Source organism: Paenibacillus lacisediminis, assembly GCF_046567315.2.
The window spans coordinates 25,337-51,872 of record NZ_JBKIAX020000010.1 but is presented as its reverse complement, the minus strand read 5'-3'; the positions used below and the strand labels follow the sequence as shown (position 1 = coordinate 51,872).

24 protein-coding genes are annotated in these 26,536 nt (G+C 54.3%); 1 reads left to right on the top strand and 23 read right to left on the bottom strand.

Going from position 1 to position 26,536, the window contains the following annotated elements; translation table 11 throughout:
* Positions 1-56: 56 nt before the first annotated feature.
* A complete protein-coding gene (locus ACLD72_RS19370) occupies positions 57-794 on the top strand; it encodes a TraR/DksA C4-type zinc finger protein (RefSeq protein ID WP_410997492.1) in 738 nt (245 codons plus the stop codon).
* Here ACLD72_RS19370 and ACLD72_RS19365 read toward each other — a convergent pair.
* The 23 genes from ACLD72_RS19365 to mraY form a co-directional block, all read right to left on the bottom strand.
* A complete protein-coding gene (locus ACLD72_RS19365; RefSeq protein WP_410997491.1) occupies positions 781-1,131 on the bottom strand; it encodes a DUF5665 domain-containing protein in 351 nt (116 codons plus the stop codon). The genes ACLD72_RS19370 and ACLD72_RS19365 overlap by 14 nt on opposite strands.
* Positions 1,132-1,286: 155 nt before the next feature.
* The gene (ileS, locus tag ACLD72_RS19360) at positions 1,287-4,382 is read right to left on the bottom strand and encodes an isoleucine--tRNA ligase (protein WP_410997489.1); all 3,096 of its coding nucleotides are present in this window, start codon (positions 4,380-4,382) and stop codon (positions 1,287-1,289) included.
* A 933-nt stretch (positions 4,383-5,315) separates the two neighbouring features.
* On the bottom strand, positions 5,316-5,828 hold the full coding sequence (locus ACLD72_RS19355; protein ID WP_251586936.1) for a DivIVA domain-containing protein: 513 nt from the start codon (positions 5,826-5,828) through the stop codon (positions 5,316-5,318).
* Positions 5,829-6,006: 178 nt separating this feature from the next.
* The gene (locus ACLD72_RS19350) at positions 6,007-6,789 is read right to left on the bottom strand and encodes an RNA-binding protein (RefSeq protein WP_410997485.1); all 783 of its coding nucleotides are present in this window, start codon (positions 6,787-6,789) and stop codon (positions 6,007-6,009) included.
* Between the two features lie 7 nt (positions 6,790-6,796).
* Positions 6,797-7,066: a YggT family protein gene (locus ACLD72_RS19345; RefSeq protein WP_410997483.1), complete on the bottom strand. Its 270-nt coding sequence runs from the start codon at positions 7,064-7,066 to the stop codon at positions 6,797-6,799.
* 7 nt (positions 7,067-7,073) lie between these two features.
* Entirely contained in the window at positions 7,074-7,520 is a 447-nt protein-coding gene (locus tag ACLD72_RS19340) for a cell division protein SepF (RefSeq protein ID WP_410997481.1), read from the bottom strand.
* On the bottom strand, positions 7,520-8,212 hold the full coding sequence (locus ACLD72_RS19335) for a YggS family pyridoxal phosphate-dependent enzyme (protein ID WP_410997479.1): 693 nt from the start codon (positions 8,210-8,212) through the stop codon (positions 7,520-7,522). The genes ACLD72_RS19340 and ACLD72_RS19335 overlap by 1 nt, the downstream gene beginning before the upstream one ends.
* Positions 8,213-8,220: 8 nt before the next feature.
* On the bottom strand, positions 8,221-9,072 hold the full coding sequence (gene pgeF / locus ACLD72_RS19330; RefSeq protein WP_410997832.1) for a peptidoglycan editing factor PgeF: 852 nt from the start codon (positions 9,070-9,072) through the stop codon (positions 8,221-8,223).
* Positions 9,073-9,135: 63 nt separating this feature from the next.
* The gene (locus tag ACLD72_RS19325; protein ID WP_410997477.1) at positions 9,136-9,471 is read right to left on the bottom strand and encodes a YlmC/YmxH family sporulation protein; all 336 of its coding nucleotides are present in this window, start codon (positions 9,469-9,471) and stop codon (positions 9,136-9,138) included.
* 145 nt (positions 9,472-9,616) lie between these two features.
* Positions 9,617-11,566 (bottom strand): FAD-binding protein, encoded by a 1,950-nt coding sequence (locus ACLD72_RS19320; protein ID WP_410997475.1) that lies wholly within the window; start codon positions 11,564-11,566, stop codon positions 9,617-9,619.
* A 148-nt stretch (positions 11,567-11,714) separates the two neighbouring features.
* Positions 11,715-12,554: a MerR family transcriptional regulator gene (locus tag ACLD72_RS19315; protein WP_410997473.1), complete on the bottom strand. Its 840-nt coding sequence runs from the start codon at positions 12,552-12,554 to the stop codon at positions 11,715-11,717.
* 166 nt (positions 12,555-12,720) lie between these two features.
* The gene (sigG, locus tag ACLD72_RS19310) at positions 12,721-13,503 is read right to left on the bottom strand and encodes an RNA polymerase sporulation sigma factor SigG (protein WP_036621413.1); all 783 of its coding nucleotides are present in this window, start codon (positions 13,501-13,503) and stop codon (positions 12,721-12,723) included.
* A 92-nt stretch (positions 13,504-13,595) separates the two neighbouring features.
* On the bottom strand, positions 13,596-14,318 hold the full coding sequence (gene sigE / locus ACLD72_RS19305; RefSeq protein ID WP_128634433.1) for an RNA polymerase sporulation sigma factor SigE: 723 nt from the start codon (positions 14,316-14,318) through the stop codon (positions 13,596-13,598).
* Positions 14,319-14,375: 57 nt separating this feature from the next.
* On the bottom strand, positions 14,376-15,359 hold the full coding sequence (gene spoIIGA, locus ACLD72_RS19300; protein ID WP_410997472.1) for a sigma-E processing peptidase SpoIIGA: 984 nt from the start codon (positions 15,357-15,359) through the stop codon (positions 14,376-14,378).
* 508 nt (positions 15,360-15,867) lie between these two features.
* Complete coding sequence (gene ftsZ / locus ACLD72_RS19295; protein ID WP_251586957.1) at positions 15,868-16,986, bottom strand: cell division protein FtsZ; 1,119 nt, start codon at positions 16,984-16,986, stop codon at positions 15,868-15,870.
* 57 nt (positions 16,987-17,043) lie between these two features.
* A complete protein-coding gene (gene ftsA, locus ACLD72_RS19290; RefSeq protein ID WP_410997470.1) occupies positions 17,044-18,297 on the bottom strand; it encodes a cell division protein FtsA in 1,254 nt (417 codons plus the stop codon).
* Positions 18,298-18,540: 243 nt separating this feature from the next.
* Complete coding sequence (locus ACLD72_RS19285) at positions 18,541-19,311, bottom strand: cell division protein FtsQ/DivIB (RefSeq protein ID WP_410997469.1); 771 nt, start codon at positions 19,309-19,311, stop codon at positions 18,541-18,543.
* 92 nt (positions 19,312-19,403) lie between these two features.
* On the bottom strand, positions 19,404-20,684 hold the full coding sequence (murA, locus tag ACLD72_RS19280; RefSeq protein ID WP_410997467.1) for a UDP-N-acetylglucosamine 1-carboxyvinyltransferase: 1,281 nt from the start codon (positions 20,682-20,684) through the stop codon (positions 19,404-19,406).
* A gap of 16 nt (positions 20,685-20,700) precedes the next feature.
* Positions 20,701-21,606: a UDP-N-acetylmuramate dehydrogenase gene (murB, locus tag ACLD72_RS19275; protein ID WP_410997465.1), complete on the bottom strand. Its 906-nt coding sequence runs from the start codon at positions 21,604-21,606 to the stop codon at positions 20,701-20,703.
* 238 nt (positions 21,607-21,844) lie between these two features.
* Complete coding sequence (gene murG, locus ACLD72_RS19270; RefSeq protein ID WP_410997463.1) at positions 21,845-22,966, bottom strand: undecaprenyldiphospho-muramoylpentapeptide beta-N-acetylglucosaminyltransferase; 1,122 nt, start codon at positions 22,964-22,966, stop codon at positions 21,845-21,847.
* A gap of 4 nt (positions 22,967-22,970) precedes the next feature.
* Positions 22,971-24,068 (bottom strand): stage V sporulation protein E, encoded by a 1,098-nt coding sequence (gene spoVE, locus ACLD72_RS19265; RefSeq protein ID WP_410997462.1) that lies wholly within the window; start codon positions 24,066-24,068, stop codon positions 22,971-22,973.
* A 49-nt stretch (positions 24,069-24,117) separates the two neighbouring features.
* Complete coding sequence (gene murD, locus ACLD72_RS19260; protein ID WP_410997460.1) at positions 24,118-25,542, bottom strand: UDP-N-acetylmuramoyl-L-alanine--D-glutamate ligase; 1,425 nt, start codon at positions 25,540-25,542, stop codon at positions 24,118-24,120.
* A gap of 2 nt (positions 25,543-25,544) precedes the next feature.
* The gene (gene mraY / locus ACLD72_RS19255) at positions 25,545-26,510 is read right to left on the bottom strand and encodes a phospho-N-acetylmuramoyl-pentapeptide-transferase (protein ID WP_251586974.1); all 966 of its coding nucleotides are present in this window, start codon (positions 26,508-26,510) and stop codon (positions 25,545-25,547) included.
* Positions 26,511-26,536: the final 26 nt, after the last annotated feature.

The window sequence follows — 26,536 nt, the reverse complement described above, 5'->3', positions numbered from 1 at the left end:
CATCATTTGATCATGAAGCAATCGGTTCCTGGACCAGGAAAGAAAGGAGAAGACCCATGTCAAATCTGACGAAAACCCAACTGTCCGAACTTTCCGCCAAACTGAAAGAAGCGCAAGCCTCGCTCAGCGAAAGGCTTAAAGAAAACGACCATTACGGAATGAACGAATCGATGCGGTACAATACCAATGAACTTAGCCAGATCGACAACCATCCCGGTGACCTCGGCTCCGAGGTATACGAACGGGGCAAGGATCTCGCCCTGGCGGAGCATCATGAGCTGCAGCTCGCCCGCGTCGAAGACGCGCTTGAGCGCATCGAGGATGGAAGTTACGGCTATTGCGCTACCTGCGGGAAACCGATCGGCTTTGAGCGCCTTAGCGCGATTCCAGAAACGGCGTACTGCAAGGAGCACAGCCCGCAAACCTTCGTTTCGGCCAAACGCCCGATCGAAGAGCTTTTCTTGTATCCGCCGTTCGGGCGAACCAGCCTGGATGAACGGGACGACCAAAACGGTTTTGACGGGGAAGACGCCTGGCAGATCGTGGAGAGCTTCGGCACCTCCAACACCCCAGCGTTTGCCGATGAATCGGAAGTTGACGATTACAATGATATGGAAATTGAAGCCTCGAATGAGCTCGACGGGTTCGTGGAGCCTTATGAATCGTTTGTCGCCACCGACATTTACGGGAAAAACGTTTGTTTTTACCGCAACGGCGTGTACCGTAAACATATGAGTGCGACCAAACATCTGGAAAGCGAAGATTCGCTCGGAACCGGGCCTAATACGTATTAAGATCAAGCTGCCTTTGCACGATCCGCACAATGTCCGCGATATAATCGCCGATGATCGGCAGATTCAACGCGCCCAGAATTTTAAGTACGTAAATGATCGTTGCAGCAAAAAAAGTAAACCCGATCGCAACGCCGACGCCCCTCGCCGTACCGGATAAGATGTTTAGCCAAATCAGGCGCCAGGGGCGGTTTAACAGCTGGGTATATTCGGTGATCCGCGATTTTTCCAACTCTCTGGTCCAGCTCAGAGTCAGGCGGTACATGGCATTCACCCGCTCTTCCGGAGTCTTGGGAAGTGCTTCGTCCGCCGGCTCGGCGGCCGTTTTACGACGCGTCATCGGTACCCCATCCTTTGAACTCGCATTTAAAGTGCAAACGAGCCCGTCTCCCCTTTCACTTACGAAAGGAGACCATCGGGGCTCGTTTGTTTTAGGTTGCTTCTATTATGACCGTCCTTGGTGCGGTCCATTCAGTTCCGTTTTCGTAGATGACGTTACGCTTGAATGGAGATACCGATTGACTTGTTTCCGAGGTCGGCCTTTTCCGCCGATTCGTCCAGCTTGGCGAAAGCGACGTCCGTAATAAGCACGTTTTCGCGCAGCACGTTTTCAAACGCTGTAATCGCCGCTTTCAGCTCGTCATCGACGTCTAGCGTAAGATGCACTCTTTTTTCGATCGGAAGATCCAGCTTCTTGCGGGTATCCTGGACCGCCCGCACCACCTCGCGAACCCAACCCTCCTGCTCAAGCTCCGGCGTGATGTCCGTATTCAGCGCCACGGTAATCCCGTAACCGGAGGCCGACGCAAAGCCCGGCTTGGCCTGCTTTTCGATCAACAGCTCGTCGGCGGTGACGTTTAGCTCTTCGCCCTCTGGCGATGTCACGGTGAACTGGCCGCTGTCTACGATTGCCCGCGTCTCGCCCGAGGACAGTCCTTTCAGATAGCCTTGCAGGAAACCGACGTTTTTGCCGTATTTCTTGCCGGCTACTTTCAGGTTCAGCTTCAGCGTAAAGTCGACGAACCCGCTGTCGCTCGTTTCGATTTCGATCGCCTTGACGTTGATCTCGTCCTTGATGATCTCTTCGTAGTCGCCTACGGCAAAATCGCGGTCCATGGACACGATTAGGCTGGACAACGGCTGGCGCGTTTTGATGCCCGTCTCGTTGCGCACGTTGCGGGCCAGCTCGACGATTTGCCGCGCGCTTTCCATATCCTTCTCCAGCGCAAGGTCGATCAGGCTTTCATCCGCTTGCGGGAAGTCGGCCAGATGGACGCTGTCCCCGCCGCCAAGGTTGGTGAAAATGTCTTCGGCCAGCATCGGCGCAAACGGTGCGATCAGTCTGGATAACGTCAGCAGCACGCCGGTCAGCGTTTGATAAGCCGACAATTTGTCTTCGCCAAGGCCGCTTCCCCAGAAACGGTCGCGCGAACGGCGGATGTACCAGTTGCTTAGTTCGTCGATAAACCCTTCGATCGCCTGCGCGGCGTTCACGAAATCATTCACCGGAAGGGCTTTGTCGACGACGAGGATCAGGCTGTTCAGCCGCGACAAAATCCAGCGGTCCAGCTTGTTCGCCGATGGCCGGAATGAATGCTCCTCCGGCTTGTAGCCGTCGATGCCCGCGTACAGTGTCAAGAAGGCGTGAGTGTTGACGAGCGTATCGACCACCTTCGATTTCGCTTCGGCGACGATGCCTTTGGAGAAGCGTTTGCTGTTCCAAGGCGCGCTGTCGGACAGCAATGCCCAGCGGAACGCGTCGGTACCGAATTCATTAATGATGTCCCACGGGTCGATGACATTGCCTTTCGATTTGGACATTTTTTGCCCGTTTTCGTCCAGCACGTGGCCGGTGGCGATCACCGCTTTATACGGCGCTTTGCCCGTAAACAGCGTGGATACGGCCAGCAGGCTGTAGAACCAGCCGCGTGTCTGGTCGATCCCTTCGCAAATCATGTCCGCCGGGAACTGCTCGGCAAAGGTCTGTTCGTTTTCGAACGGATAATGGTGCTGGGCAAACGGCATCGAACCGCTGTCGAACCAGACGTCGATCACTTCGCTCGTCCGCTCCATAACTCCGCCTTCGCAGTGCGGGCAGCGCACCTTAACTGCGTCCACGTACGGCTTGTGCAGCTCCAGGTCCTCGCTGACAGGGTGGGCCGCATGCTCGCGCAGTTCAGCCAGACTGTGCGGTGCAAACTGCCCGCCGCAGTCCGGGCACACCCATACGTTAAGCGGAGTTCCCCAATACCGGTTGCGGCTGATGTTCCAATCGACGAGATCCTCGAGGAATTTTCCGAACCGGCCTTCGCGTACATGGCCCGGATACCACTCGACTGAATTGTTGTTGGCAATCAGCCTATCTTTCACGGCCGTCGTTTCGATAAACCAGCTCTCCATCGCGTAATAGAGCAGCGGCGATTTGCAGCGCCAGCAGAACGGATAGCTGTGCTCGTATTTTTCTTTGCTGTACAAGAGGCCTTTTTCCGACAGCGTTTTGACGATATCGAGATCACAGTCCTTCACGAAACGGCCGGCAAAATCGCTGACGGCGTCCGTGTACCGGCCTTGGCCGTTGACTACGCTGACGAAGCTGATGCCGTTCTCGCGGCATGTGCGGTAGTCGTCTTCGCCGTGGGCCGGAGCCATGTGTACGATCCCCGTACCGCTGGCATCGGTTACGAACGAAGCGCCGACGATCACGTTGATTTTATCGGCTTTGATGTAGTTAAACGGCGGGGTATACGTTTTTCCGATGAATTCCGCGCCTTTGTGCGTCGACAGTACAGTGAAATCGCCTTTCATTACTTTTTCCACGAGGTTCTTGGCCACGATATAAACGCCGTCTTCCTGCTGCACCCGGGCGTATTCCATATCCGGATTCATCGCCAGAGCGACGTGCGCTGGCAGCGTCCAAGGCGTGGTCGTCCAGGCCAGCACATATTCGCCGGTGCCGTCCAGCTTGAATTTGGCCGTGGCGCTCAGGTCCTTGACGTCCTCGTAGCCTTGGGCCACTTCGTGGGAGCTCAGCGATGTCTGGCAGCAAGGGCAATACGGACTGACGCGATGCCCCTTGTACAGCAGCCCTTTGTCGTGGATCGTCGCGAGGATGTTCCAGACGCTTTCGATGTAGCTGTTGTTCAGGGTGACGTACGGATCGTCGAGGTCAACCCAATAGGCGATCGCTTCGGTAAACTCGCGCCACTGTTTTTCATAGCCGAATACGCTATCTTTACATTTTTTGATGAATTCTTCGATGCCGTATTTTTCGATCTCCTGTTTGCCGGAAATGCCCAGCTCCTTCTCCACGCCAAGCTCGACCGGCAAGCCGTGCGTGTCCCAGCCCGCCTTGCGGACAACGCGGTAGCCTTTCATCGTCTGGTAGCGGCCGACGAAATCCTTGATTACGCGCCCGAGCACGTGACCGATGTGCGGCATGCCATTGGCCGTTGGCGGTCCTTCAAAAAACACATAGTTCGGGCGTCCCGCCCGGTTTTCGATGCTGCGCTTGAACGTATTCTCCTGCTTCCATTTGTCCAGAATGCGCAGGTCGCGCGCACGGGCGTTTTCCTTGACATCCACTTTTTTCATGGCTTTCAAACATCCTTTCGTTGATCTTCATGGGAAAACATGAGGCTCAAAGCCAAAATCAGCGCTTGGCCGATGCGACCAGGAAGTGGGAGGGGGAATTTTAACGGTTGTGAGGGCCGCTATTTCCACCAAAACGGGGAGCTGCCAGCTGTAACGGTTGCCAGAGAGCTTATTTCCAGTTTTTCTTGGGAAAATAGGCTTTTTCGCATAAATAAGCGCGCTGACAACCGTTAGGAACAGAAACCCTGGCTTTTCAGCCAAATAAGCTCCATGGCAACCGTTAAAATAGCACCGGATCAACTTACCTTGCGGCACCCTTTCGTCAAGCACTGATCTTTAGGTTGAACCAAACAAAAAAAGCCCCGTCCCTAAGGGACGAGACCTAGCTCGCGTTACCACCCTTGTTTCATGCGTCTTCCGCCAAACGATACGCCGCCGCGAAAAGAGCATGACAACTTGATCCCATACGCTTCATATGGGGTCGGTGTAACGGCCGACAACCGGCAAAACTTACTCTTCCCTTCAAGGAAATTCAAAAAGACGGCTTTTGATCACGAAGTCAAACAGATTGCTTATTCGGCATCGAATCTTGAATTCAGCCGGGCCAAGCATATGCTTCCGAAGCATGTTTCCTACGGAAACATTTCAGTTGCTCACGTACCCAAAACGTACGCTCCGCTACTCAGTCCCTAGCTTCATCCAACCTTCTCGGTGCTGAAAACCCGACTTTTTGAATACTCATTTCAAAGAATTCAGCTTTGCTTCTCCGGGAGGATATTCCTCTGCGCTTTGAACGTTGACTTTCAGCGGACCGCCAACTCTCTGGGGAACAAAATCGCAGCGTACTGGTTCCCTTCATCGAATCCAATCGATTCAATTGCAAATTCAATATGTCTATAGTTATAACGCACTTGCCAGCCACATGTCAATGTTCTAATACAATTCCTGAACCTCTTGCCCTTTATCCACGGTGCGCTCGCGCTCACGCGTTTCCAGCGCATCCCAGCTGTCGCTGCTGAGCAGATCAAGCTGCGCTTCCACAAGCGTACGGAATCTGGCCCGGTAGATCGAAGCCTGCTTTTTCAGCTCCTCGACCTCCATGGCGATCTTACGCGATTTGGCCAGCGATTCGTTGACGATCCGGTCGGCGTTTTTCTCCGCTTCCTTCACGATCAGCTGTGCTTCCTTTTTCGCATTGTTCTTTACTTCATCCGCCGCTTCCTGGGCGACGATGATCGTTTTGCTCAGCGTTTCTTCAATATTGGCAAAGTGATCCAATTTCTCCTGCATAGTAAGCAGCTGATTATGAAGCTCCTTATTCTCCCGGATCACGATTTCGTAATCTTTGATCACCTGGTCAAGAAATTCGTTAACTTCATCCTCGTCATAACCGCGAATACGTCTGGAGAACTCCTTGTTATGTATATCCAGCGGCGTTAATGGCATGATCCCCACCTCCTCAAATTTCAAAACTTCCCAAACAAGCGGGAAGGCGTTAGATATTCACGATATTTAGAGGTTGTTCAAAAAATGATCTTTTGACACGGCTTTTTGAACTTGCACTTTACAGAACAGTTTCGAAGATTATTAATTCGACAAGAATCCGCCATCTCCTGCAAAACCTTCACACAAATTTGCCGATTTTGACACGATGCCGGCCTTTTTTCGTAAGCCCTTCCGCTTCAAGCACTTTAAAACGGCCGAACCCTTGCAACGCCACGATGTCGCCTGCCTTAAGCGGCTTGGAGGGGTCCTCCTCCGTCCGCCAGTTGACCCGGCAGCGGCCCGCTTTGATCGGAATCAGCGCTTTGCCGCGGCTTAAATGGAATACATCGCTCACAATTCCGTCCAGCCTTAACGAAGCCACCGTCAGCTCCATCGGTTCAAGCTCTTTTTCCGCCGTTTTCAGCTCACTTGGCTCCAAAATATCCGTGATCACGCCAACCCGATGCACCTGATGAAGATTTAAATCGAGGAACGGGGCGATCTCTTCGGCAACCACGACGTGACAGCCGTCCTCACGCACATGAATGTCGCCGATTTTATCCCGCTTGAGTCCAAGTCCCAAAATAGCGCCTAAATAGTCTCCATGCTGCAGCGAAATGAATTTTTGGTCACCCGAAGTAATGCTGAGCACTTTCAGTCCCATCGGCTCCTGGCTAAGATCCCGGTAATCCGGGGCAACGAGCGCCCGCCGGCGCTCCGCATCTTCGTGCCCGCCGTCGAACCGGATTTGCACATCCGGGTGGCGGTTGGCCAAGGTTTCCAAAATAAAACACTGCCGCGGATCCAGGAAGTCGCTTCGCTTGACCTCGTGGTATTCCCCGGCATTCGTTACCCATTCTGAGGCCCGGTCGGCAAAAGGGCGCTCCTCCGGCCTGAAATGTTCATATATATCTGCCAGCATATCCAAATTACCCGAAGATAAAAATCAAAAGGGATTTTAGTCCGAAGGAAGCTAGCCAAAGTGCCAATAAGGCAACAATCGGGGAAAAATCAATCATCCCCAGGGGCGGTACTATCCGACGAAACGGGGCCAAATAAGGCTCAACCAATTTCCCGAGAAATTCACCAATAAAACTTTCGCGCACATTTGGAACCCACGACATAAATATATAGATTATTATCATCCAATAATAAATCCTATATATTACGTCAACTACATCCAACAAAGTTCCTACCAAGCTGTCATCACCTCATTCTGTTGTAATCGGAATCCTCGGCCAGTATTTCCGTGATGGACCCTTGAATCTCAACCGTATCCGGCGTGCACAGGAAAATATTGCTGCCGATTTTGGAGATGCTTCCGCTAAGCGCGTAAATCGTCCCGCTTAAAAAGTCGATAATGCGCAAGGCTTGGTCATTCCGGACCCGCTGCAAATTAACCACCACCGACCGGTGAGAGCGCAGATGGTCGGCGATTTCCTGGGCCTCGTCGTAGGAACGAGGTTCGTAAAGAATCACTTTTACGTTTTTCTGGGAGTGAATGCTGACCACGTTGCTTCCTCTTTGATTTTTACGGGATTCAAAGCTTGGGGTTTCAATTTCATCTTCCTGGGCGGGAAATTTTTCCCGCTCCACGATTTCTTCTTCCTCTTGAAGTCCCAGAAAATTCATGAACCGGTTCATGACTCCCATTACGTCTCTTCCCCTTTCCCTACTAAAAGAGTACCGAGGCGCACCCATGTCGCCCCTTCTTCGATCGCCACCTCAAAATCTCCCGACATCCCCATCGACAGTTCCGTCAGCGGTCCCCAGAGCCCGCCCCGCGCGTTCAGCTCGTCCCGCAGCTCCCTGAGCTTGCGGAAAACCGGTCTGACCCATTCCGGATCGTCCACAATCGGCGCCATCGTCATGAGGCCGATGATTTTAACATGAGTCAGGTCAGCTGTCTCCCGCAGCAAGGCGGCCGCTTCCTCCGGCGCTACTCCCTGCTTGGAGGCTTCGCCGGAAACATTGACCTGCAAGAACGCGAAAACGGTCTGATCCAACGCCGCCGCCCGCTTTTCCAATTCCTTGGCTAACGACAGCCGGTCCAGTGAATGAACGTATTGAAATCTCCCGACGACGTCCTTCACTTTGTTGCTTTGCAAATGGCCGATAAAATGCCATATCCCTTGTCCGCCAAGCGCTTCCCATTTAGGCACTGCCACTTGGGGGCGATTTTCGCCGATATGAAGTATCCCTTCCTCCAATACGGAACGGGTCATGTCCGCCGACACGTATTTGGTGACGGCGACAATATTTACGTCATCGCGGTTTCTTCCGCTCCGCTTGCAGGCCGCTTGAATGCGTTCTTCCACCAATTCTATCCGTTCTTTCAGCGACAAAGAAAGGATCACCTCTCTTTCATGCCAATCCAGCTCGCCATCCTCCCCGTCACCCCGTTATGCTTGCGGTACGAGTAAAACCATTCCGGACGGCAGCTTGTACACCACGTTGTACATTCGATATGAGTCGGCAATATTCCTGCTTTAATCATAATAATTCGATTCATTTCTTTCAAGTTCAGCATTGTTTTGCCTTCGTTCTTGGACGGCGCCGTAATCACAGCCCCTTGCATATCCGGTTCCGCGCCGGGCAGCGCCTCCCTGACTTTGCCCATCACCGCTTCGTCCACTTCGTAACAGCATCCCCCGATACTCGGGCCGATCGCCGTCCGAATGTCGGAGCGGCGGCTGCCGAATGCACGCTCCATCGTTTCGATCATCTTCCCGGCGATGAGTTGGACGGTACCCTTCCAGCCGGCATGGGCCAATCCGACGGTTTTAGTGACCGGATCGGCAAAATAGAGCGGAACGCAATCGGCATAAAAGGAAGCCAGCAGGACATCCGGCACGTTGGTCAGCAGCCCGTCCGTGGCCTGAAACGCGCTGCTCCGGTCCAATTGCCCTTTGCCGCGGTCCTCCTGCCGAACGATGGCGATTTGCGATCCGTGCACCTGTTCGCCGCATGTCCAGTTCTCCGGCGGAAACCCGAGCGCCCGGGCCAGGCGCCGCCGGTTTTCCAATACGTCCTGCGGATCGTCTCCGACATGGTACGCCAAATTCAAGCTGTCATAGGGAGGTTTGCTAACGCCCCCGCCGCGTCCGGTAAAGCCGGCGCTTAGGCCCGGCATCAGCCCGCGCCAAGCCTCCAGCTCAAAACGCTCCGGCTGCTGATCTATAGCATTTCTTATAAACGGTTCCATCATCCATCTCCCTTTGATCTTGCTTTCTTAAAGTGTACCATAATTCGCTCTGCCTTTCGCGGATCAGCCGCGCCGTTCCGTCCGGCCGTCCCGGTCGATGTACACGGTTGTATCATAAGAAGATTGCACCCTTGACTCCCGCAGCTCTTCCATCTTGACAAGCACGACGTCGGAGCCGATTTTCACGATATTTTTCCAGGGAATGATCAAATCGCTGCCGCCACCAAACAATCCCATGAATTTCGTATTTACCGGCACGACGATCGCCTCGATCACGCCCTGCCGCAAATCCAGCTCCAGGTCGCTGATATGCCCCAGCCTTTTTCCGTCCACTACATTAATGACATCCTTAGTCTGGAAATCGGATATTTTCATACTCGCTCTCACCACATTATCCATCGTTTACCGCCCCCGTCCGCCTAATACTTTCCGTCCCTTTACTATATGATCCAGCTTTTCCGCTGATGCGCTTCTGCGAACGGGAAAAGGGACCTTCCCGATGATCGCGGCGATCCGCCCGGAAAGGTCCCTTGGATTGCAAAGCTTATTTTGCGAGGGCGCCGGCCGCGGCGTTTTCGCCGCCGAGACGCCCCGAGGTAAACGAGTAGCCGATGCCTACGCCGTTGCCGACATAAGTGTCGTTAAACAGCACGCCTTCGGATTCGAGCCCCACCGCATAAAGGCCTTTGATCGGTACCCGTTCATTATTTAGAACCTGAAACTTGGTATTGACGAGCAGGCCGCCAACCGAACCGAGATTGTTGATTTCGGCGATGATCGCGTAATAAGGTCCCTCGCCCATCGGAACCAGGAATTGTTTCGCTTTGCCGAACTCCGTGTCTACGCCGTTTTTTGTCGCTTGCGTATAATTCTCGAATGCCTCCTTGAACACCTCGGCGTCCATCCCGGCATTTTGAGCCAATTCCTCAATCGTATCGCCTTTATAACCGTCGCCGTTTTTCACCATGGATTCAAATACTTGCTCCGCGTTTTTCCATGGCGTATCAAGCTTGAACTGAGCGGTAAAGTCGGCGTAAAATTCCGGCGGCATCCCCGGAAGTCCCGGAGCTTTGAGGCCGTTCATCCCTTTGGCCTCCAGAGCGTCAAGCTGCGATTTCGAAACGATGACCAGATGGTAAGGTCCGTTAAAGGCGCTCGTATTCGCTGCGGCCACCGATGTCAAAGTGGCCGCCTCGTCCCTGAATCTCGCCCCGGAAGGCCCCACGTTCATCAGTGTCGGAAGATAGCTCAGCATTAGCGGATAGCTGGCTTCAAACGAGGAATATTGCTTTTTCAGGCCGCTCGTCGCTCTCGCCAGCGTTTGATGCAGCATTTGCCCGCCGAAGTTGTCCGGAACCTTGGCACCAGCCGCCCAGGACATTTCCAGCCCTTCCCCGATGTTTTGGCCGAGGCCGCCATTTACGCCTTCGAACCCAAAAGCTTCCTTGACCATTTCCTTGTTGCCCGCGTACCCGCCCGTCGCCATGACCACGCTTTTGGCGGAAATCTCCAGGGTCGTGCCGTCGGCCTTCTCGGCTTTCACGCCGACAACTGCACCGCTCGCATCGGTCAACAGCTCTTTGGCGGTCGTTTCGGTAATGACCTGGCCGCCGTTTTTCTCAACGGATGCGGCTAGCATCTTACGCAGCGTTTGTTCCCGCGTATCGTAAGCCGGAAGCACATGAAGCTGTTCCCCGGCAAAGTTCAGGAACGTCGTGACATAACCTTTGCTTTTCAGCCAGTCGTAAGTATCGCCGGACTTGGTGATATACTGGCGGATCGCCGCGGCATCCACACGCCAGTGGTTGTTCACGATCCAGTCGGCGATTTCTTTCTCGACATTCACCTTTACCCCGTTTTCAACCGCGGCGGACGAATTGTAAAACTTGCCCGCCCACGACAAATTGCTGGCGCCGCCGATGACGGCGGTTTTTTCCACGATGATGACCTTGGCCCCTTTATCCGCTGCCGTAACAGCGGCCGACACGCCGGAAGCGCCCGCGCCGACGACAACAACGTCAGCCTGCAGCTTTTCCGTTTTTCCTTCGCCGGCTTTCGCCACGCCGCCCGATTTCAGAGCCGTTAAATTCCCGCCCGCCTGTTGCACGGCCTTTTCCACGGCGGTCAACATCGCTTCGCTCGACTTGCTGGCGCCGCTGACGGCGTCCACCGCCAACGTTTGGTTTTGCAGGATCTGCTCTTTGATTTTCTCGAGCGCGGCATCGCCCAGCCCCTCCGTTTCGGTTTGGCTTACGATTTGAATATCCTTGATTTGATCCGGCTGCTCCATTGTGACTTCGACTTTGACCGTTCCGTCTTTCCCCTCGGCTTCCCCCGTATATGTCCCGGCCTTAAACGAAGTTTGTTCCGGCGCGGACGATGGGCCGGATTCCCGAGAATTTCCCGCGGACTCGCATCCGCTTAGCATGGAAACCACCAATGCAAGACATACGGAAAACACAAACCATGAATTGAAGCGTTTTTTGGCGCTCATGAGCTACTCCCCCTACCCCATAATTCGAAGCCGCAAAAATGTGATTGTTTTCACATGTAAATACAAAATTCCGTAATCGGCCAGCTTCATAAGAAAAGTCTAAACCTTGGTGCGGGACCAAGGTCAACTCCCCTTTCGGAAAAGCTCCCTATAGCAAGACCGGAATATTGACCTCCAGAAATGAACGTTTTTTCCCCTCCCGGTTTTCCGTCAGCAACAGCTTCCCGATCACGTCGCCGCAAATCGAATAGCCCAGTTCGTCCACATAGTCCAACATAAATTGCAGCGCGTTTTTCGTAAAATGGTCTCCGTCCGCGGATACAATGACCGCCGAAACGCAACTGGACGCAGGGATAAATTCCAAATGATCCTGAATTTCTAAGCCAAGCTCCCCGGCATCGTCCTCCGATACCGTGATTCCCCAACTGTACTCCAAGTTATCCGTATTGTGCGCCAGGACGGTCTCCCGTTCGATGCGGAAGCAATAAAACGTATACGGGAGCATTTCCATCAAAGCGTTAACCGCTTTTTCCAATCCGCGGTTTTTAAGCAGGCTGTTTTTGTCGGTTTGCTTTAAGCGGTATAAACCGGGCTGCTGTTTGAGGCTGCACCGGTAAAGGGACGCTTCGATCGATTGGAGCTCCCGGTTCAGATCGCCGAGTTTGTTCAGCAGCATCGTGCTTTTGCGGATATCCGCCTCAAGCTGCTGCCGGCTGTCCTCCAGCTTGTCCAAGATGGCGTCTATCGAAGAATGCTTGATCAGTCCTGCCACGTCCTGCAAAGGAATTTGCAAGCTGCGGTACCAGCGGCTCATCAACAAATCCCTGGCATCCAAATCGTTAAAATACCGGTAGCTGTTGTTATGGTCTTTCACCGGCCGAACGATGTCATGCTTTTCGTACAGCCGCAGCGTATCCCTCGTAATACCCAGAAGCGAAGAAAACTCGCCGATGCAGTATTTCATGCGTCCCCCTCCGTCTGTCTTCATCCGCGTTAATCTCCATGCTGTAAAAGTCGAATAAATGTTTGAACGGTTCAACTTATATAAGTTTACAGAAGCTTGACACTAGGAAGATATGGAGTTGTTCACAGCGATCGTCAGCCAGTCTAACTCGCAGTTCCATAAAAAAAGGCCCCTTAAGGGACCTGTTCATTTACGACTTCACATGTTTCTGCATTTGTAAAATGGCGGATTTCTCAAGCCGGGATACCTGGGCTTGGGAGATGCCGATCTCATCGGCCACCTCCATTTGCGTCTTACCTTCAAAAAAACGCATGGACAGGATCATTTTCTCGCGGCGTCCGAGCCGCTGCATCGCTTCGCGCAAAGCAATCTCTTCAATCCATGACACATCCTTGTTTTTATCGTCGCTGATTTGATCCATGACGTAAATCGGGTCTCCTCCGTCATGATAAATCGGCTCAAACAGCGATACCGGGTCCTGGATCGCGTCCAGGGCAAACACGACATCTTCCTTCGGCAAACCAAGCGCTTCCGAGATTTCGAAAATTGTGGGTTCCCGCGAATTTTGGTTGGTCAGGTTGTCCCGCATTTGCAGCGCTTTGTAGGCAATATCTCTGAGGCTGCGGGATACGCGGATCGGGTTGTTGTCACGCAAGTACCGGCGGATTTCCCCGATGATCATCGGCACCGCGTAGGTGGAAAACTTGACGTTTTGCGATAAATCGAAATTATCGATGGCTTTCATGAGTCCAATGCAGCCCACCTGAAACAGGTCGTCCACATACTCCCCCCGATTGTTGAATCGCTGGATGACGCTCAGCACGAGTCTCAGATTGCCATTCACTAACTTTTCTCTGGCTGATCTTACGTGATCCTGCTGCAATGAGTGGAACAACTCACGCATTTCCGCATTGGTTAGAACGGGCAATTTTGCGGTATCGACACCGCAAATTTCGACTTTGTTTCGGGTCATCGTGTCTTACCTCCCAAGGAGTAAACTAATGATCATTATCTCCTTGGGCTGCATTTTTATTCCTTGTATGAACCACCCTAAAAGCTGGCCAGCTATACCATCTTATTGAATTCCTTGCGTAATCGCTTGATGATCCTTTTTTCGAGACGGGAAATGTAGGACTGGGAAATCCCGAGCAGATCGGCTACATCCTTTTGCGTTTTCTCGTCGCCGTCCACCAGCCCGAACCGCAGCTCCATGATCATTCGCTCTCGTTCGCTCAGCTTGTCGAGCGCTTTATGCAGCAGCTTTCGATCCACCTGCTCTTCGATATTCCGGTAAATCGTATCGTTTTCCGTCCCCAGCACATCGGACAGCAGCAGCTCATTGCCGTCCCAATCGATATTCAGCGGCTCATCGAAGGAAACCTCGGTACGGATCTTGCTGTTGCGGCGCAAATACATCAGGATTTCGTTTTCGATGCAGCGTGAAGCGTACGTGGCGAGTTTAATCTTTTTCTCCGGATCAAAGGTGTTGACCGCTTTAATCAGGCCGATGGCTCCGATCGAAACCAGGTCTTCGATATTGATGCCGGTGTTTTCAAACTTTCTGGCGATGTACACGACGAGCCGCAAATTGCGTTCGATCAGCATCGCCCGGATGGCGGAGTCGCCGCTTGGCAGCCGCTGGAGCAAATACTCCTCCTCTTCGCGCGTCAATGGAGGCGGGAGCGCCTCGCTTCCGCCTATATAATAGATTTCTTCGCTCTTTAGTCCGAATATAAACAAAAGCCGATAGTACTGAAGCTGCAGCAACAACTTCCATTTTGCACGCATGATTTCTTTCCTCCCATACATGTTCCCGTTTTTACTGGTGAAGTCCGGGCCGTCCGCTTATGTCCGCGAGGCGGGTGCGAGCCCGGAGGAAATGTCCTGCGGATGATGATGCTCCGCTTCCGTACCTTCTACTAACGCAGGATGCACAATGGCCCGATAGGCCCCTTCCGAGGATAAACGTCCTCCGTCCAATCCGATAAGCACCCGGGTAGAATGAAAATTCTGCCCTTCCAAAGTTATGCTGACTTCGTCCGGCTTAAGCGCAAGCATAAATTGCGTCCCCTTATTGATTCCGCGATACGGCACAAGACGCAACCGATCCGGCCAGGGAAAAGCCCCGGCTTCCGTCCATTCCATGATGAGGTTGTCCGCCCGCTCCTTAGCAAGCTTGCCGCGAAAAGATGGAGGAAGCAGTTCCTCCCAAAGCGACGCCTCCATCACCATAACAGGCAATCGGCTGAGCGGATCGGACAATTGGTTGCCCGTATCGACCAGGCCCGCGCAGCGAATCTCGGAATCTTCAATACGAACCCGGACCTCTCCGACAAAAGAGGAGATTCGCTCTTGCCGATGACGCGCCGCGATAACCCGCTTAAACCACCATAACACGGCAAAAAACAGGACAAGCGTAAACAAGGCTCCTACCTTTAGCGAAAACCCCATCCCTCCGGAGGCCGAAAACCATATTCCGTTCCATAGGTCGCCATAGTCTTGGAGCAAATAATGCACGCCCAGGATGCCGCCCGCCGCCGCAAAATTAACGATGTAAAAAGCCCCCATGTTCCGCAGATAGTTTTGTAAACTGCCAAAGCCGAAGGCGATCCATAACATCACGACAGAAAACAGGAACTTGACCAGAAACGTATACAAAAACTCAAGCTCCGGCAAAAACATCATGACGACATACATGGCTCCAACGCCAGCCGAAACGGCGATCCGCCATATTTTGATCTTCCGCTTCCGCATCCATGCCGTAACGAGCAGCAAACTTGCATCGATCAATAGGTTCATCGCAAATAGGAGATCGATATAAACAACCAACGGCATTCACCTGCCTGGGGAGATGCTTATCAGTATAAAGAGAATAGCTTATAAAGTCTGTCTAAAATTGAAAGCAGAAACCCACTATTTTTGTCGACCTAAGGGACTTGCACGTGCATGATGCGTAAAATGAAGATCCGGACCATAGATTTACTCAATTAGCGCTCAATCTGTGGGTGCTGCTCTAACGGACACCAGCGACCTTATCCGCCCATTTCCCGGGTATTTCCCAGCCTAACGGACACAGGCGGCCCTATTTCGCTCTAAACCCGTTCATCCAGGCCGATTTGAGTTAAATAAGGTCTTCTGTGTCGTTGCATTTTGCGCACCTTCGTTTTTCCGCAAATAACGTCTCTGGAGTCCTTTAGCCTCCAGTTCCCTCTTCTCCTCACCTCTCTACCTACGAATCGTCCTCTACCACGCCATGAAACTTAATAAATCCAGTATGTAAAAAAAGACCCTGTCCCTACATGGGGACAAGGTCTTCGGGGAGACGTACTACCCTTGCTTAGTCGTTATTGTTCCGCGAACGGTTACGGAGAAACGTCGGAATGTCGAGCTGATCTCCGCTCGGTTGATTACCGAACGGTCGCAGGTTCGAAGCCGGACGCGTGTCCTGCGGCTCGGATACGCCCGGAGCAGCTGCCGGTTTACGGGCTGGCTGCACCGCAGGTTTATTCTCGAACCCTGTCGCGATGACCGTGACTTTGATTTCTTCCTTCATGTCCTCATCGATGATCGCACCAAAAATCATGTTCACTTCCGGATCGGAAGCGGCGATCACGATTTCCGCAGCCTCGTTGACTTCATACAGGGACAGGTTGGCTCCGCCCGTAATATTCATGATGACGCCGCGCGCGCCTTCGATGGACGTTTCCAAGAGCGGGCTCATAATCGCCTTGCGGGCGGCCTCCGCAGCACGGTTCTCGCCGGTAGCGAGGCCGATGCCCATTAGCGCGGAGCCGCGTTCGGTCATGATCGTCTTCACGTCGGCAAAGTCGAGGTTGATCAGGCCCGGTACGGCGATCAAGTCGGAAATGCCTTGCACCGCTTGGCGCAGCACGTTGTCCGCTTCACGGAACGCTTCCAGCATCGGCGTCTTCTTGTCGACGATTTCCAACAGGCGGTCGTTTGGAATGACGATCAGCGTGTCTACTTTTTCTTTCAAACCTTCGATGCCAAGCTCCGCCTGGGAAGAACGCTTGCGGCCTTCAAACGTAAATGGGCGGGTAACGACGCCGACGGTCAGCGCGCCGCATTCTCTGGCGATTTCGGCAATGACCGGAGCCGCTCCGGTGCCGGTGCCGCCGCCCATGCCGGCCGTGACAAACACCATATCCGCGCCTTTTAACGTATTTGCGATCAGTTCGCGGGATTCTTCGGCCGCTTTCTTGCCGACCTCCGGATTGGCGCCGGCGCCCAGTCCGCGCGTCAACTTATCCCCGATCTGTAATTTATGTTCGGACTTGGCCAAATGAAGCGCTTGAGCGTCCGTATTTACCGTAATGAACTCGACGCCTTGCACGCCGTTTTCGATCATCCGGTTGACCGCGTTGCTTCCGCCGCCGCCTACCCCGATGACCTTGATTTGAGCCAAGCTCTCCATTTCGAAATCAAATTCCAACATACTATTCCATCTCCCCCTCAATGTGCATGGATGGCCCGTTCTTCATCCTTGAATTTGCTATATAAATTCACTGAACAGATTTTTAAGACGCTCCATCAGGCCGCCCGACTTGCGAGCCGGCTCCTGCGCCGGCGAAGCGGGTTTGCTCCGGCCGGCCGTCTTCTTCGGTCCGGCGCTCCGAACGCGAATGTTCTTGATGACCTTATACAAAATGCCTACGCCCCCGGTAAATCCGGGATCGCGGACCCCGATATAATCCGGGACGGCGATTCTGACGGAAGCAGCCAGCTCCTGCTGCGCGATCTTAAGCAGCCCCGCCATCGATACGGTTCCTCCCGTCAAAATGTAGCCTCCAGGCTGCTCGCTGTAGCCGAGCCGCTTGACTTCCTGGCGGATCAGCTGGAAGATCTCCTGAACGCGAGGCTCCGCGATGGCAGCCAGGTCTTCCTGCGTAAATTCCTTGTCCACATTGCTGCCGATCCGCGTTACCTTAAAGGTTACGTCCGGCCCAGCATCCTCGATCGAGGCGCAGCCGTATTTCAGCTTCGCTTTCTCCGCATGATCGGTCAACGTGCGGAGACCGTAAGCAATGTCGTTCGTTATAAATTCTCCCCCAATCGGAAGCGTGGATGTGGACACGATCGTGCCGCCTTCAAACACAGCGATCGTGGTGGAACCGGCGCCGATATCCACCAGCACCGAACCCATCGTTTTCTCGTCCTTGGACAAGGCGAGCTGCCCTGCACCCAGCGACAACAATACCAAATCCCGGACCTTCAGCCCGGATTTCTCCACGCAACGGAGCAAATTGTGAATTGCGGTCTTCGCTCCCGTTATGATCGTCGCTTCCACTTCCAGACGAACCCCGATCATGCCGCGGGGATCCTGAATGCCCTCAAGCCCGTCCACCACATACTGCTTGGCCACAACATCGATAATTTCGCGTTCCGGCGGAAGGGCAATGACTTCGGCCGCTTTCAACACGCGGTCGATATCGTCCTCGCCGATTTCCCGGTCTTCATTTTGTACGGCTACTACTCCGTGGCTCGTTTGGAGTCCGATGTGGTTGCCCGAAATGCCGACATATACTTCCGATATTTGAATACCTACCATCCGTTCCGCATGATCCACGGCGTTGCGGATCGATTGGACCGTCTGATCAATATCTACAATCGCGCCTTTTCGAATTCCTTCCGAGTCGGCAGATCCAACTCCAATAATATTAAAGGTTCCATTGCCAATTTCCCCAATAATAGCACGAACTTTGGATGTACCGATGTCCAAACTAACAATGATGTCATTGTTGCTCAAGCCCTGGCACCTCCTATTTCCCATTCAAAATATACTTACCCTGTTAGATGCACTCTCTACATATTCAACGCGGTTTAACCTTTCCCTCTTTTTTCTACAAATTTTTTGACTTCCAAGTTTTACATCTTATCGGGCAATAGGACCTGAAAACCGTAAATTCTACCCTGCCGCGAGACGCAAAAATCAAAAGAAAAAAGAGGGAGATAGGAAACTAGCCCATAAAATGTATTTTAACATTGTTTTTCACTGATGAGTAGTGTCATTTTGGCCTTCCTCTTCGCCTTCCGGCAGGGGGTATGGCACGTAGGAATCGGCATCCAGCATTTTCAGCTGTCCGGGATCCTGATTTTGTAAAATCTCGTTCAAATACTCCGCCTTTTTGGGCAGCAGCGAGATCGCCGAAATCACTTCAAATTCGGAGCGCGTATACATTTTGATCCGGTCCGGATAAGACAAAGTCGGCGAAGGAACAATCTCGGAAATATCGGCGGTCAGCTCGCTGGGGATTTCCGCCAACGTTTTGCAGAGTTTAACCAGATTGGGATCATCCTCTTTCCACCCGGTCAAAATAGGCTTGTCCACCGGCATAGAGCCGTTTTGCAGCGGAATTTTGGTGCCGTTCGCCAACAGTCCGTTCAACTTCCCATCGCCGGTAAGCTCATAGGCCGCAAGCGGAAATTCTTTGATCTCGATTTCGATGGTACCCGGGAATTTTTTGTTCACGTCCGCATGCTCCACGGAAGGAATGCTTTCCAATTTGTGCTGAACGTTGCCCGAACTGACGGCAAAAAACGGATCTCCGACTTCCAGCCCGGCGGCCTCTAACAGTTCACTCTCCGTCGAATACGTATTGCCGTGAAACGCAATCGCCGAAACCTTGCTTAAAGACGAGCGAAAAAAAAGCACGCAGAGCAAAGAGAGGAACAGCAAAACGAGGATTACTTTCACTTTTCGGCCGCTTTTCTTTTTCGGTTTTTCCGGTTCTTTCAGGGCAGGTACATTCGCTTTTGGCATATCATTTCTCCGCAACTTTCTGAATAAATAATAATAGAATACCGTCCAAGAGCCTTGATCCCCTCCGGCCGGAGGGGATATAAGGCCAAACCTCAGGCTAAATCAAGCTGCTTCAGTACGGGGGACTCGCGATGGATCAAGCCCCCGAGACGCTGGAACAACGTTTCGATCCGGTCGTAGCCGCGATCGATATGATGAACCTGCTCCACCACCGTTTTGCCTTGCGCCGCAAGCCCCGCGATGACCAGCGCGGCTCCGGCCCGCAGGTCCGTGGCTTCCACGGTAGCTCCGTACAATCTGGGCACCCCGCGAATGAAAGCGAGATTCAAATCGACCGAAATGTCGGCGCCCATCCGCACCAATTCGTCCACATGCTTGAATCTGCCCTCGAACACGGTCTCCTTCATCACGCTGAGTCCGTCCGCCAAGGCAAGCAGTACCATGATTTGCGACTGCAGATCGGTCGGAAAGGAAGGATACGGCGAAGTTACGATCCGTTCCACCGCCCGCGGACGGCCTGCACTGCTAATCGTTATTATATCATCGGCAGCTCCGATTTGAACACCTGCCCGCCGCAGCACCTGAAGCAGCGACACCAGGTGCCCCGGATTGCAGTGGGTCAACGTTACGCTTCCGCGCGTAGCGGCTACGGCAATCAGCGCGGTTCCGGCAACGATGCGGTCGGGGATGACCTCGTAATCGCAAGGATACAGCCGTGTTACACCGCGAATCCTGATCGTGTCCGTTCCGGCGCCGATGATGTCCGCCCCCATGGCGTTCAGGAAATTTTGCAAATCCTGAATTTCCGGCTCCCGGGCGGCATTGGTGATCACCGTCGTTCCTTCCGCCAGCGCGGCCGCCATCATAATGTTTTCCGTCGCTCCGACGCTGGGAAAGTCAAGGTGAATATCGCTGCCGACCAGCTTGCTGGCCCTGCACCGTATTTGCTGTTCGCTTTCCTCGATTTGCGCTCCCAAGGCCTCCAGCCCTTTCAAGTGCAAATCGATTTTCCGTTCGCCGATCGCGCACCCGCCCGGCTGGTAAATGCAAACTTCCCCGAACCTGGCGAGCAGCGGCCCCATCAAAAAAATCGACGACCGCATCTGCTTCATCAAATCCTCCGGCACATGGCTTGAATCCGCACTTCCCGTGTCGACCGTAACCGTATCCCCTAAATGGACGGCTTTGCAGCCAAGACGGCCGAGTATGCCCAGCATGACATCAATATCGAGCAGACGGGGGACATTTCGAAGTTGCACCTTGCCTTCGGACAGCAAACTAGCGGCCAGAATCGGCAGTGCGGCATTTTTTGCTCCATGGATACGAATGGTTCCTGATAGGGGTCTCCCGCCTTCGATCACCAATTTGTCCAATGTATCACCTCCGAGTTTACCGTTCGCCCACGAAAAAAACCTCCGGGACCAGCGTAACGCCGAACTTGCCGGCGACGGCTGCCTTGATTTGCTCCATGAGCGCTAGAACGTCCTCTGCTGTCGCTTGCCCGGTATTGACGATGAAATTGGCGTGCAGCGTGGATACTTCGGCTCCTCCGACCCTTAAGCCTTTAAGTCCGGCCGCCTCGATCAGTCTGGCCGAATGGTCTCCCGGCGGATTGCGGAAGACGCTGCCGGCGCACGGCTGCTGAAGCGGCTGCGTTTTGCGGCGGCGGTCCTTGTAGGCCGCCATGGCGGCGGCGACTTCCAGCCGGTCGCCGGCAGCCAGCGCAAATTCAGCTTTGGCCACAATGCCGCGCTGTTCGTGCAGGACGGAATGCCGATAGTCAAATTTCATATCCTCTGCGGTGTAAGTGACCAATTCACCCGTCTCCAGAACAATGTCAGCGGATTTAAATATACGTGACACATCGGACCCGTGAGCGCCGGCGTTCATATATACGGCTCCCCCCACCGTTCCGGGGATGCCTCCGGCAAACTCCAGGCCGGTCAGCCCCTGCTTGCCCGCCATGATGCTGAGTCTGACGAACGAGGCGCCTCCTCCGGCATAGGCCTTGCTTCCGTCAAATTCGATCTGCTCGAAACCGGAGCCCAATCGGATCACGCATCCGCGAATTCCTTGATCGGAAACAAGCATGTTTGAGCCTTTGCCGACCACCATCCAAGCCACCTGCTTCTCATGAAGCAGCCGGACCAGCCTGGACAGCTGCCCGGGATTTTCAGGTACGACCATCGCGTCAGCGGGACCCCCGATTTTCCATGTTGTATATTTTGACATCGGCTCGTTCGGCAATACCGTTCCGACTCCCTGCCGGGTCAAATTCGATATCCAATGCTGCATCGTAAAATCCCTCCTTGACTTGTAGGCGGAAAACACCCCGGCCTTGACGCCCGCCGGCAAATCAGATTCATGCCGTCGTAAACGAAGCCGGCTGCCCGGGTCCGTCGGAGCAATTCATGCTAACCGTTGTCCTTTTCGCTCCGCTTGGATTGTCACGATTTATAGAGTATCTTATGCCCTCCTCACGGAGAGTGTGACAATCGCCCAGGTCCAGTTCCGGTCCCGTATTTCCCCCGCTTTAGCGGCGATTTCCGCGGCTTTGGACAAGACGCCGCATTTCCTCCACCAGCAAATGGGCAGAGTCCGGTTTGCCGAGGCGGCGGGAAGCCACCGACATCGAGGCGTGGACGGACAGGTCGTTCATGATCCGTTGAACCGAGCCGAACAGGCTTTGCCCGCTCAACTCCGGCTCCAAAATGACTTCGGCGGCTCCGGCCCGCTCCAAGGTCCTGGCGTTTTTCTCCTGATGATTGTTCGTCACGTTGGGCGACGGAATCAGAATCGCCGGAATCCCAAGCGCGGTGATTTCCGCCAAAGAGGAGGCGCCTGCTCGTCCCACGATCAGGGAAGTCGCGGCCAGCACCTCCGGCATGTTGTGAACGTAAGGAAGCACCTGCAAATGGTCCGGAAGCCCGCCCAGTTTGCCGCGGATGGCTTCGAGCGTCGCTGCATGGTAAGCCTCCCCGGTGACGTAAACGAACTGCAGATGCGGCGCTCCCGCAAGCAGCGGCGCCATGCCGATCATCGCTTCGTTGATCGCTTTGGCCCCCCGGCTGCCGCCGACGACGAGCACGACCGAGCTGCTGGCGGCAAGCCCCAGCGAGGCAAAGCCCTTGGCCTTGTCGGCGGCATGAACGGTCGTGGCCCGCGGATTGCCGCTATATATGACATTCCCGGCTCCCGGGAACGCGGACTCCGAGCCTTCAAAGCTCACCGCCACGGTCGACACGTATTTGCTTAAAAAACGGTTGGTCAGCCCCGGGATGGCGTTTTGCTCATGGATGATGCTCGGAATGCCCAGCTTGGCGGCAGCGTAAACGACCGGCCCGCATACATAACCGCCCGTCCCGATGACGACGTCGGGGTTGAATTCCCGCAGCAGTTTTTTGGAAGCGCGCACTCCTTTGAGAAAACGCATGACGGTCTTTATATTTTCGACCGACAGCTTGCGGCGAAAGCCGGTGATGTCGATCGCTTTAAACGGAATGTTTTGCTTCGGAACCAGCGAGCTTTCCAGCCCTCTCTGGCCGCCGATATATAAAAATTCGGAATCGGGAAATTCCGCAGCGCATTGGCTTGCGACGGCCAGCGCGGGGTAGATGTGCCCCCCGGTTCCGCCGCCGCTCAGTACGACGCGCATATTCTCACCTCGCATAACGGGATAAATTAAGTAAAATGCCTAACGCGGTCAACATAAGCGTCAGCGAAGATCCGCCGTAGCTGATAAGCGGCAGCGTAATCCCGGTGACGGGCATCAGGCCGATCACGACGCCGATATTGATCACGACCTGGACGGCGACCATCCCGACGATGCCGACGGCCAGCAGGCTGCCGAACGTGTCGTCGATCGTCATCGCGACCCTCATGCCGCGCCACACCAAAATAAGGAACAGCAGCAGGACGAGCAGTCCGCCGATAAAGCCAAGCTCCTCCGCCAAAATGGAAAAAATAAAATCCGTTTGCGGCTCGGGCACATAGCTGTATTTCTGCCGGCTCATCCCCAGCCCCAGCCCGGCAAGCCCGCCGGGACCAATCGCGTACAAAGACTGGATGATCTGGTATCCCGCGCCGAGCGGATCGGACCAGGGATCAAGGAACGCGGTAATCCGTTGCAAGCGGTAAGGCGCCGCCAGAATCAGGCCTACGAATCCGAGCGCCCCAAGGCCCGCAAGTCCGGCCAGATGCAGAATTCGCGCCCCGGCCGTAAAGACGATCAGCAGCGAGGCGCCAAGCATGACCGTGCCTGTCCCCAAATCGGGCTGCAGCATAATCAGACCAAACGCCAGCCCGATCACGCCAAGCGGCGGCAGCAGTCCCTTGGTGAAATTCGTAATCTTGTAATCTTCCTGGCTAAGGAAATAGGATAGGAACAAAATCATGCCCAGCTTCATGAACTCGGACGGCTGAATGCCAAACGAGCTGATACCCAGCCAGCTGCGCGCTCCCCCGCGGACGACCCCGATGCCGGGGATCAGCACGATCACGAGCAGGGCAAAGCAAATGACCAGCCCCACCTTCGCATATTTGCGCAACAGCCGGTAATCGAAATTCATCATCAAAAACATCGCGACCAGTCCGAGTACGGCGAACAATAGCTGACGCTTCACAAAGTAGAAAGAATCGCCGTAATCATGAAAAGCGAGTACCGAACCCGCGCTGTACACCATCACAATTCCGATCGCCAGCAGTCCGAGGATGCTGGCCATAAGCCAAAAATCCGGCGCCGTACGGCTCTTGCTCATCGTGGATGCCACCTCTTGACAGAAAGTAGGGGCTTTTCCACCCCCCTACTTAAAGGGTATGCACCGCCTCTTTAAAAATGCGTCCACGCTCTTCGTAGGAAGAGAACATATCCCAGCTGGCGCATGCCGGAGAGAGCAGCACAGCATCCCCGGATGCGGCCAAAGCCGCCGCCTCCTTCAGCGCGGTCCGCAGCGTTTCCGCGGCACTGTCACCATTATCGACCACCACGATGTCGGATAGACCCGCGAGTTCTCCGGCTTTGGCGATTTTTTCCTTCGTTTGCCCCAGGGCAACGAGCGCCTTTACCTTTTGTTTAAAGACGGGCACCAACTCCATGTAATCGGAGCCCCGGTCCAGCCCGCCGGCGATCAGCACGATCGGAGCCGTTAAGGCGCCCAGCGCCATGATCGTCGCCTTCGCGTTCGTCGCTTTGGAATTGTTGTAATAAACCACGCCGCGCTTCTCCGCGACGTATTCCAAACGATGCTCCACGCCGCGGAACGTACGCAATGGCCCCACAAGAGCCTCCGGCGCCGCGCCCGCGGCTAGAGCGATGGCAACCGCCGCCAAAGCGTTCTCCACGTTGAAGCGTCCGGGCAGGGCGATGTCGCGCACATCGACAATTTTCCGTACCTCGCCGTCCGCCCCCCGGTACATGACGCTGCGATCAAATCCGTCCTCCACGTCCGGAACATAGGCCGGCTGGATGTACACCCCCTCCGTCTTCAACTCCTCTGTCATCGAGAAAGGGAGCAGTTTTGCCCGGATATAGGGCACCAACTCACGGCATGTAGGGTCGTCCCAATTGACGACAGCCGTATCCGCTGCCTCCTGGTTGGCGAACAGTTTGGCTTTGGAGGCCACATAGTCATCCATCGTACCGTGGTAGTCCAGGTGGGTCTCCGCCACATTAAGCAGGCAAGCAACCTTGGGGCGGAACGCCTGCGTCCCTTTGAGTTGAAAGCTGCTAAGCTCGGCTACGAGCCAGTTATCGGCACTCGCCGTCTCCGCCGCTTCACACAGCGGGGTGCCGATATTGCCGGCCACGAGCGGGTGAAGCCCGGCGGTTTCCAGCATTTTGCCGACCCATGTCGTCGTCGTCGTCTTCCCGTTGGAACCCGTAATCCCGATGATCGGCGCCACGCTGATCCGGTAGGCAACTTCCACCTCGGTCACGACGTCGATGCCCAGCTCCAGCGCTTTGGCCACAGGCGGGGCCGAGTACGGGATGCCGGGGTTTTTGACGACCAGTTCGACGCCGGGATGGACAAGTCCGTCCGGATGTCCGCCGCATACAACAGAAATTCCCAAAGCCTCCAGTTCGGATGCTTCGGGACACAGTTCTCTCTCCTTTTTGTCATTAACCGTAACGACGGCTCCAAAATGATGCAGGGTTTTCGCGACCTGAACGCCGCTTCTCGCTAAACCGATCACGACCACCTGGCGTCCCCGGTATTCTTCTGGATGCTTCATGATTACAACCCCTTGCTTAAGTAAAGTCCAATGCCCGCCAGGATAAGACCGGCCGCCCAAAACGTCACCACAACCCGCCATTCCGACCAGCCTGACAGCTCAAAATGGTGGTGAATCGGGCTCATTTTGAAAATTCGTTTTCCCCTCGTTTTAAAAGAGGTCACCTGAATGACGACGGACAGCATTTCGATGACGAAGATGCCGCCGATCACCAGGAAAAGCAGCTCGCTTTTCGTAATGATGGCGATCGCGCCGATCGCCCCGCCGAGCCCCAACGATCCGGTATCGCCCATAAACACCTTGGCCGGATGCGCGTTGAACACGAGGAAGCCAAGCACCGCCCCGATCATCGCTGCCGCGCAGACCGCAGAAGGGATCGAAGTCGCCTGCATCGCGATCACCGCGTACGCGCCGAACGCGATCGCGCTCACGCCGGACAAAAGTCCGTCCAGACCGTCGGTGAAGTTCACCGCGTTGCTGATTGCCAGCATCATGACGACAATAAAAGGATAATAGAACCAACCGCCGAGGTCAAAAGACCAGCCGGTGCCCGGTATCCCGATCGCCGTGCTGTGCCCCTCCGAAATGAGCAAAGCACACATGATACCGGCGAACAGCAGCTGTCCGAACAATTTTTGTCTGGGCGTCAATCCCAAAGACCGTTTAAATACGATTTTGATGTAGTCATCGAGAAAACCGATCAGCCCAAAGCCGAGCGTAGCGATCAGCAGCACGTAGAAATCGGTGTTGATGACTGAAAATTTAAGAAAAGACAACGTAAAGGCAAGCAAAATAATCACGCCGCCCATCGTTGGCGTACCCGCCTTTTTCTGATGGCTTTGCGGTCCTTCCCCGCGTATTTGCTGACCGAATTTAAGCCGTCTCAGCAGCGGAATGATCAGCGGCGCCGAAATGACGGCCAAAATGAAGGATACGCCGATCGTTAACAGAATTAGTCCAAAATCCATGGGATTTCACCCCCTCTCGCCGGTGT

Coding starts and splice junctions, on each gene's coding strand:
- ACLD72_RS19370 (WP_410997492.1), top strand. CDS start 57: ATGTCAAATCTGACGAAAACCCAACTGTCCGAACTTTCCGCCAAACTG.
- ACLD72_RS19365 (WP_410997491.1), bottom strand. CDS start 1,131: ATGACGCGTCGTAAAACGGCCGCCGAGCCGGCGGACGAAGCACTTCCC.
- ileS (WP_410997489.1), bottom strand. CDS start 4,382: ATGAAAAAAGTGGATGTCAAGGAAAACGCCCGTGCGCGCGACCTGCGC.
- ACLD72_RS19355 (WP_251586936.1), bottom strand. CDS start 5,828: ATGCCATTAACGCCGCTGGATATACATAACAAGGAGTTCTCCAGACGT.
- ACLD72_RS19350 (WP_410997485.1), bottom strand. CDS start 6,789: ATGCTGGCAGATATATATGAACATTTCAGGCCGGAGGAGCGCCCTTTT.
- ACLD72_RS19340 (WP_410997481.1), bottom strand. CDS start 7,520: ATGGGAGTCATGAACCGGTTCATGAATTTTCTGGGACTTCAAGAGGAA.
- pgeF (WP_410997832.1), bottom strand. CDS start 9,072: ATGGAACCGTTTATAAGAAATGCTATAGATCAGCAGCCGGAGCGTTTT.
- ACLD72_RS19325 (WP_410997477.1), bottom strand. CDS start 9,471: ATGGATAATGTGGTGAGAGCGAGTATGAAAATATCCGATTTCCAGACT.
- ACLD72_RS19320 (WP_410997475.1), bottom strand. CDS start 11,566: ATGAGCGCCAAAAAACGCTTCAATTCATGGTTTGTGTTTTCCGTATGT.
- ACLD72_RS19315 (WP_410997473.1), bottom strand. CDS start 12,554: ATGAAGACAGACGGAGGGGGACGCATGAAATACTGCATCGGCGAGTTT.
- sigG (WP_036621413.1), bottom strand. CDS start 13,503: ATGACCCGAAACAAAGTCGAAATTTGCGGTGTCGATACCGCAAAATTG.
- sigE (WP_128634433.1), bottom strand. CDS start 14,318: ATGCGTGCAAAATGGAAGTTGTTGCTGCAGCTTCAGTACTATCGGCTT.
- ftsZ (WP_251586957.1), bottom strand. CDS start 16,986: ATGTTGGAATTTGATTTCGAAATGGAGAGCTTGGCTCAAATCAAGGTC.
- ACLD72_RS19285 (WP_410997469.1), bottom strand. CDS start 19,311: ATGCCAAAAGCGAATGTACCTGCCCTGAAAGAACCGGAAAAACCGAAA.
- murB (WP_410997465.1), bottom strand. CDS start 21,606: ATGCAGCATTGGATATCGAATTTGACCCGGCAGGGAGTCGGAACGGTA.
- murG (WP_410997463.1), bottom strand. CDS start 22,966: ATGCGCGTCGTACTGAGCGGCGGCGGAACCGGGGGGCACATCTACCCC.
- spoVE (WP_410997462.1), bottom strand. CDS start 24,068: ATGAGCAAGAGCCGTACGGCGCCGGATTTTTGGCTTATGGCCAGCATC.
- murD (WP_410997460.1), bottom strand. CDS start 25,542: ATGAAGCATCCAGAAGAATACCGGGGACGCCAGGTGGTCGTGATCGGT.
- mraY (WP_251586974.1), bottom strand. CDS start 26,510: ATGGATTTTGGACTAATTCTGTTAACGATCGGCGTATCCTTCATTTTG.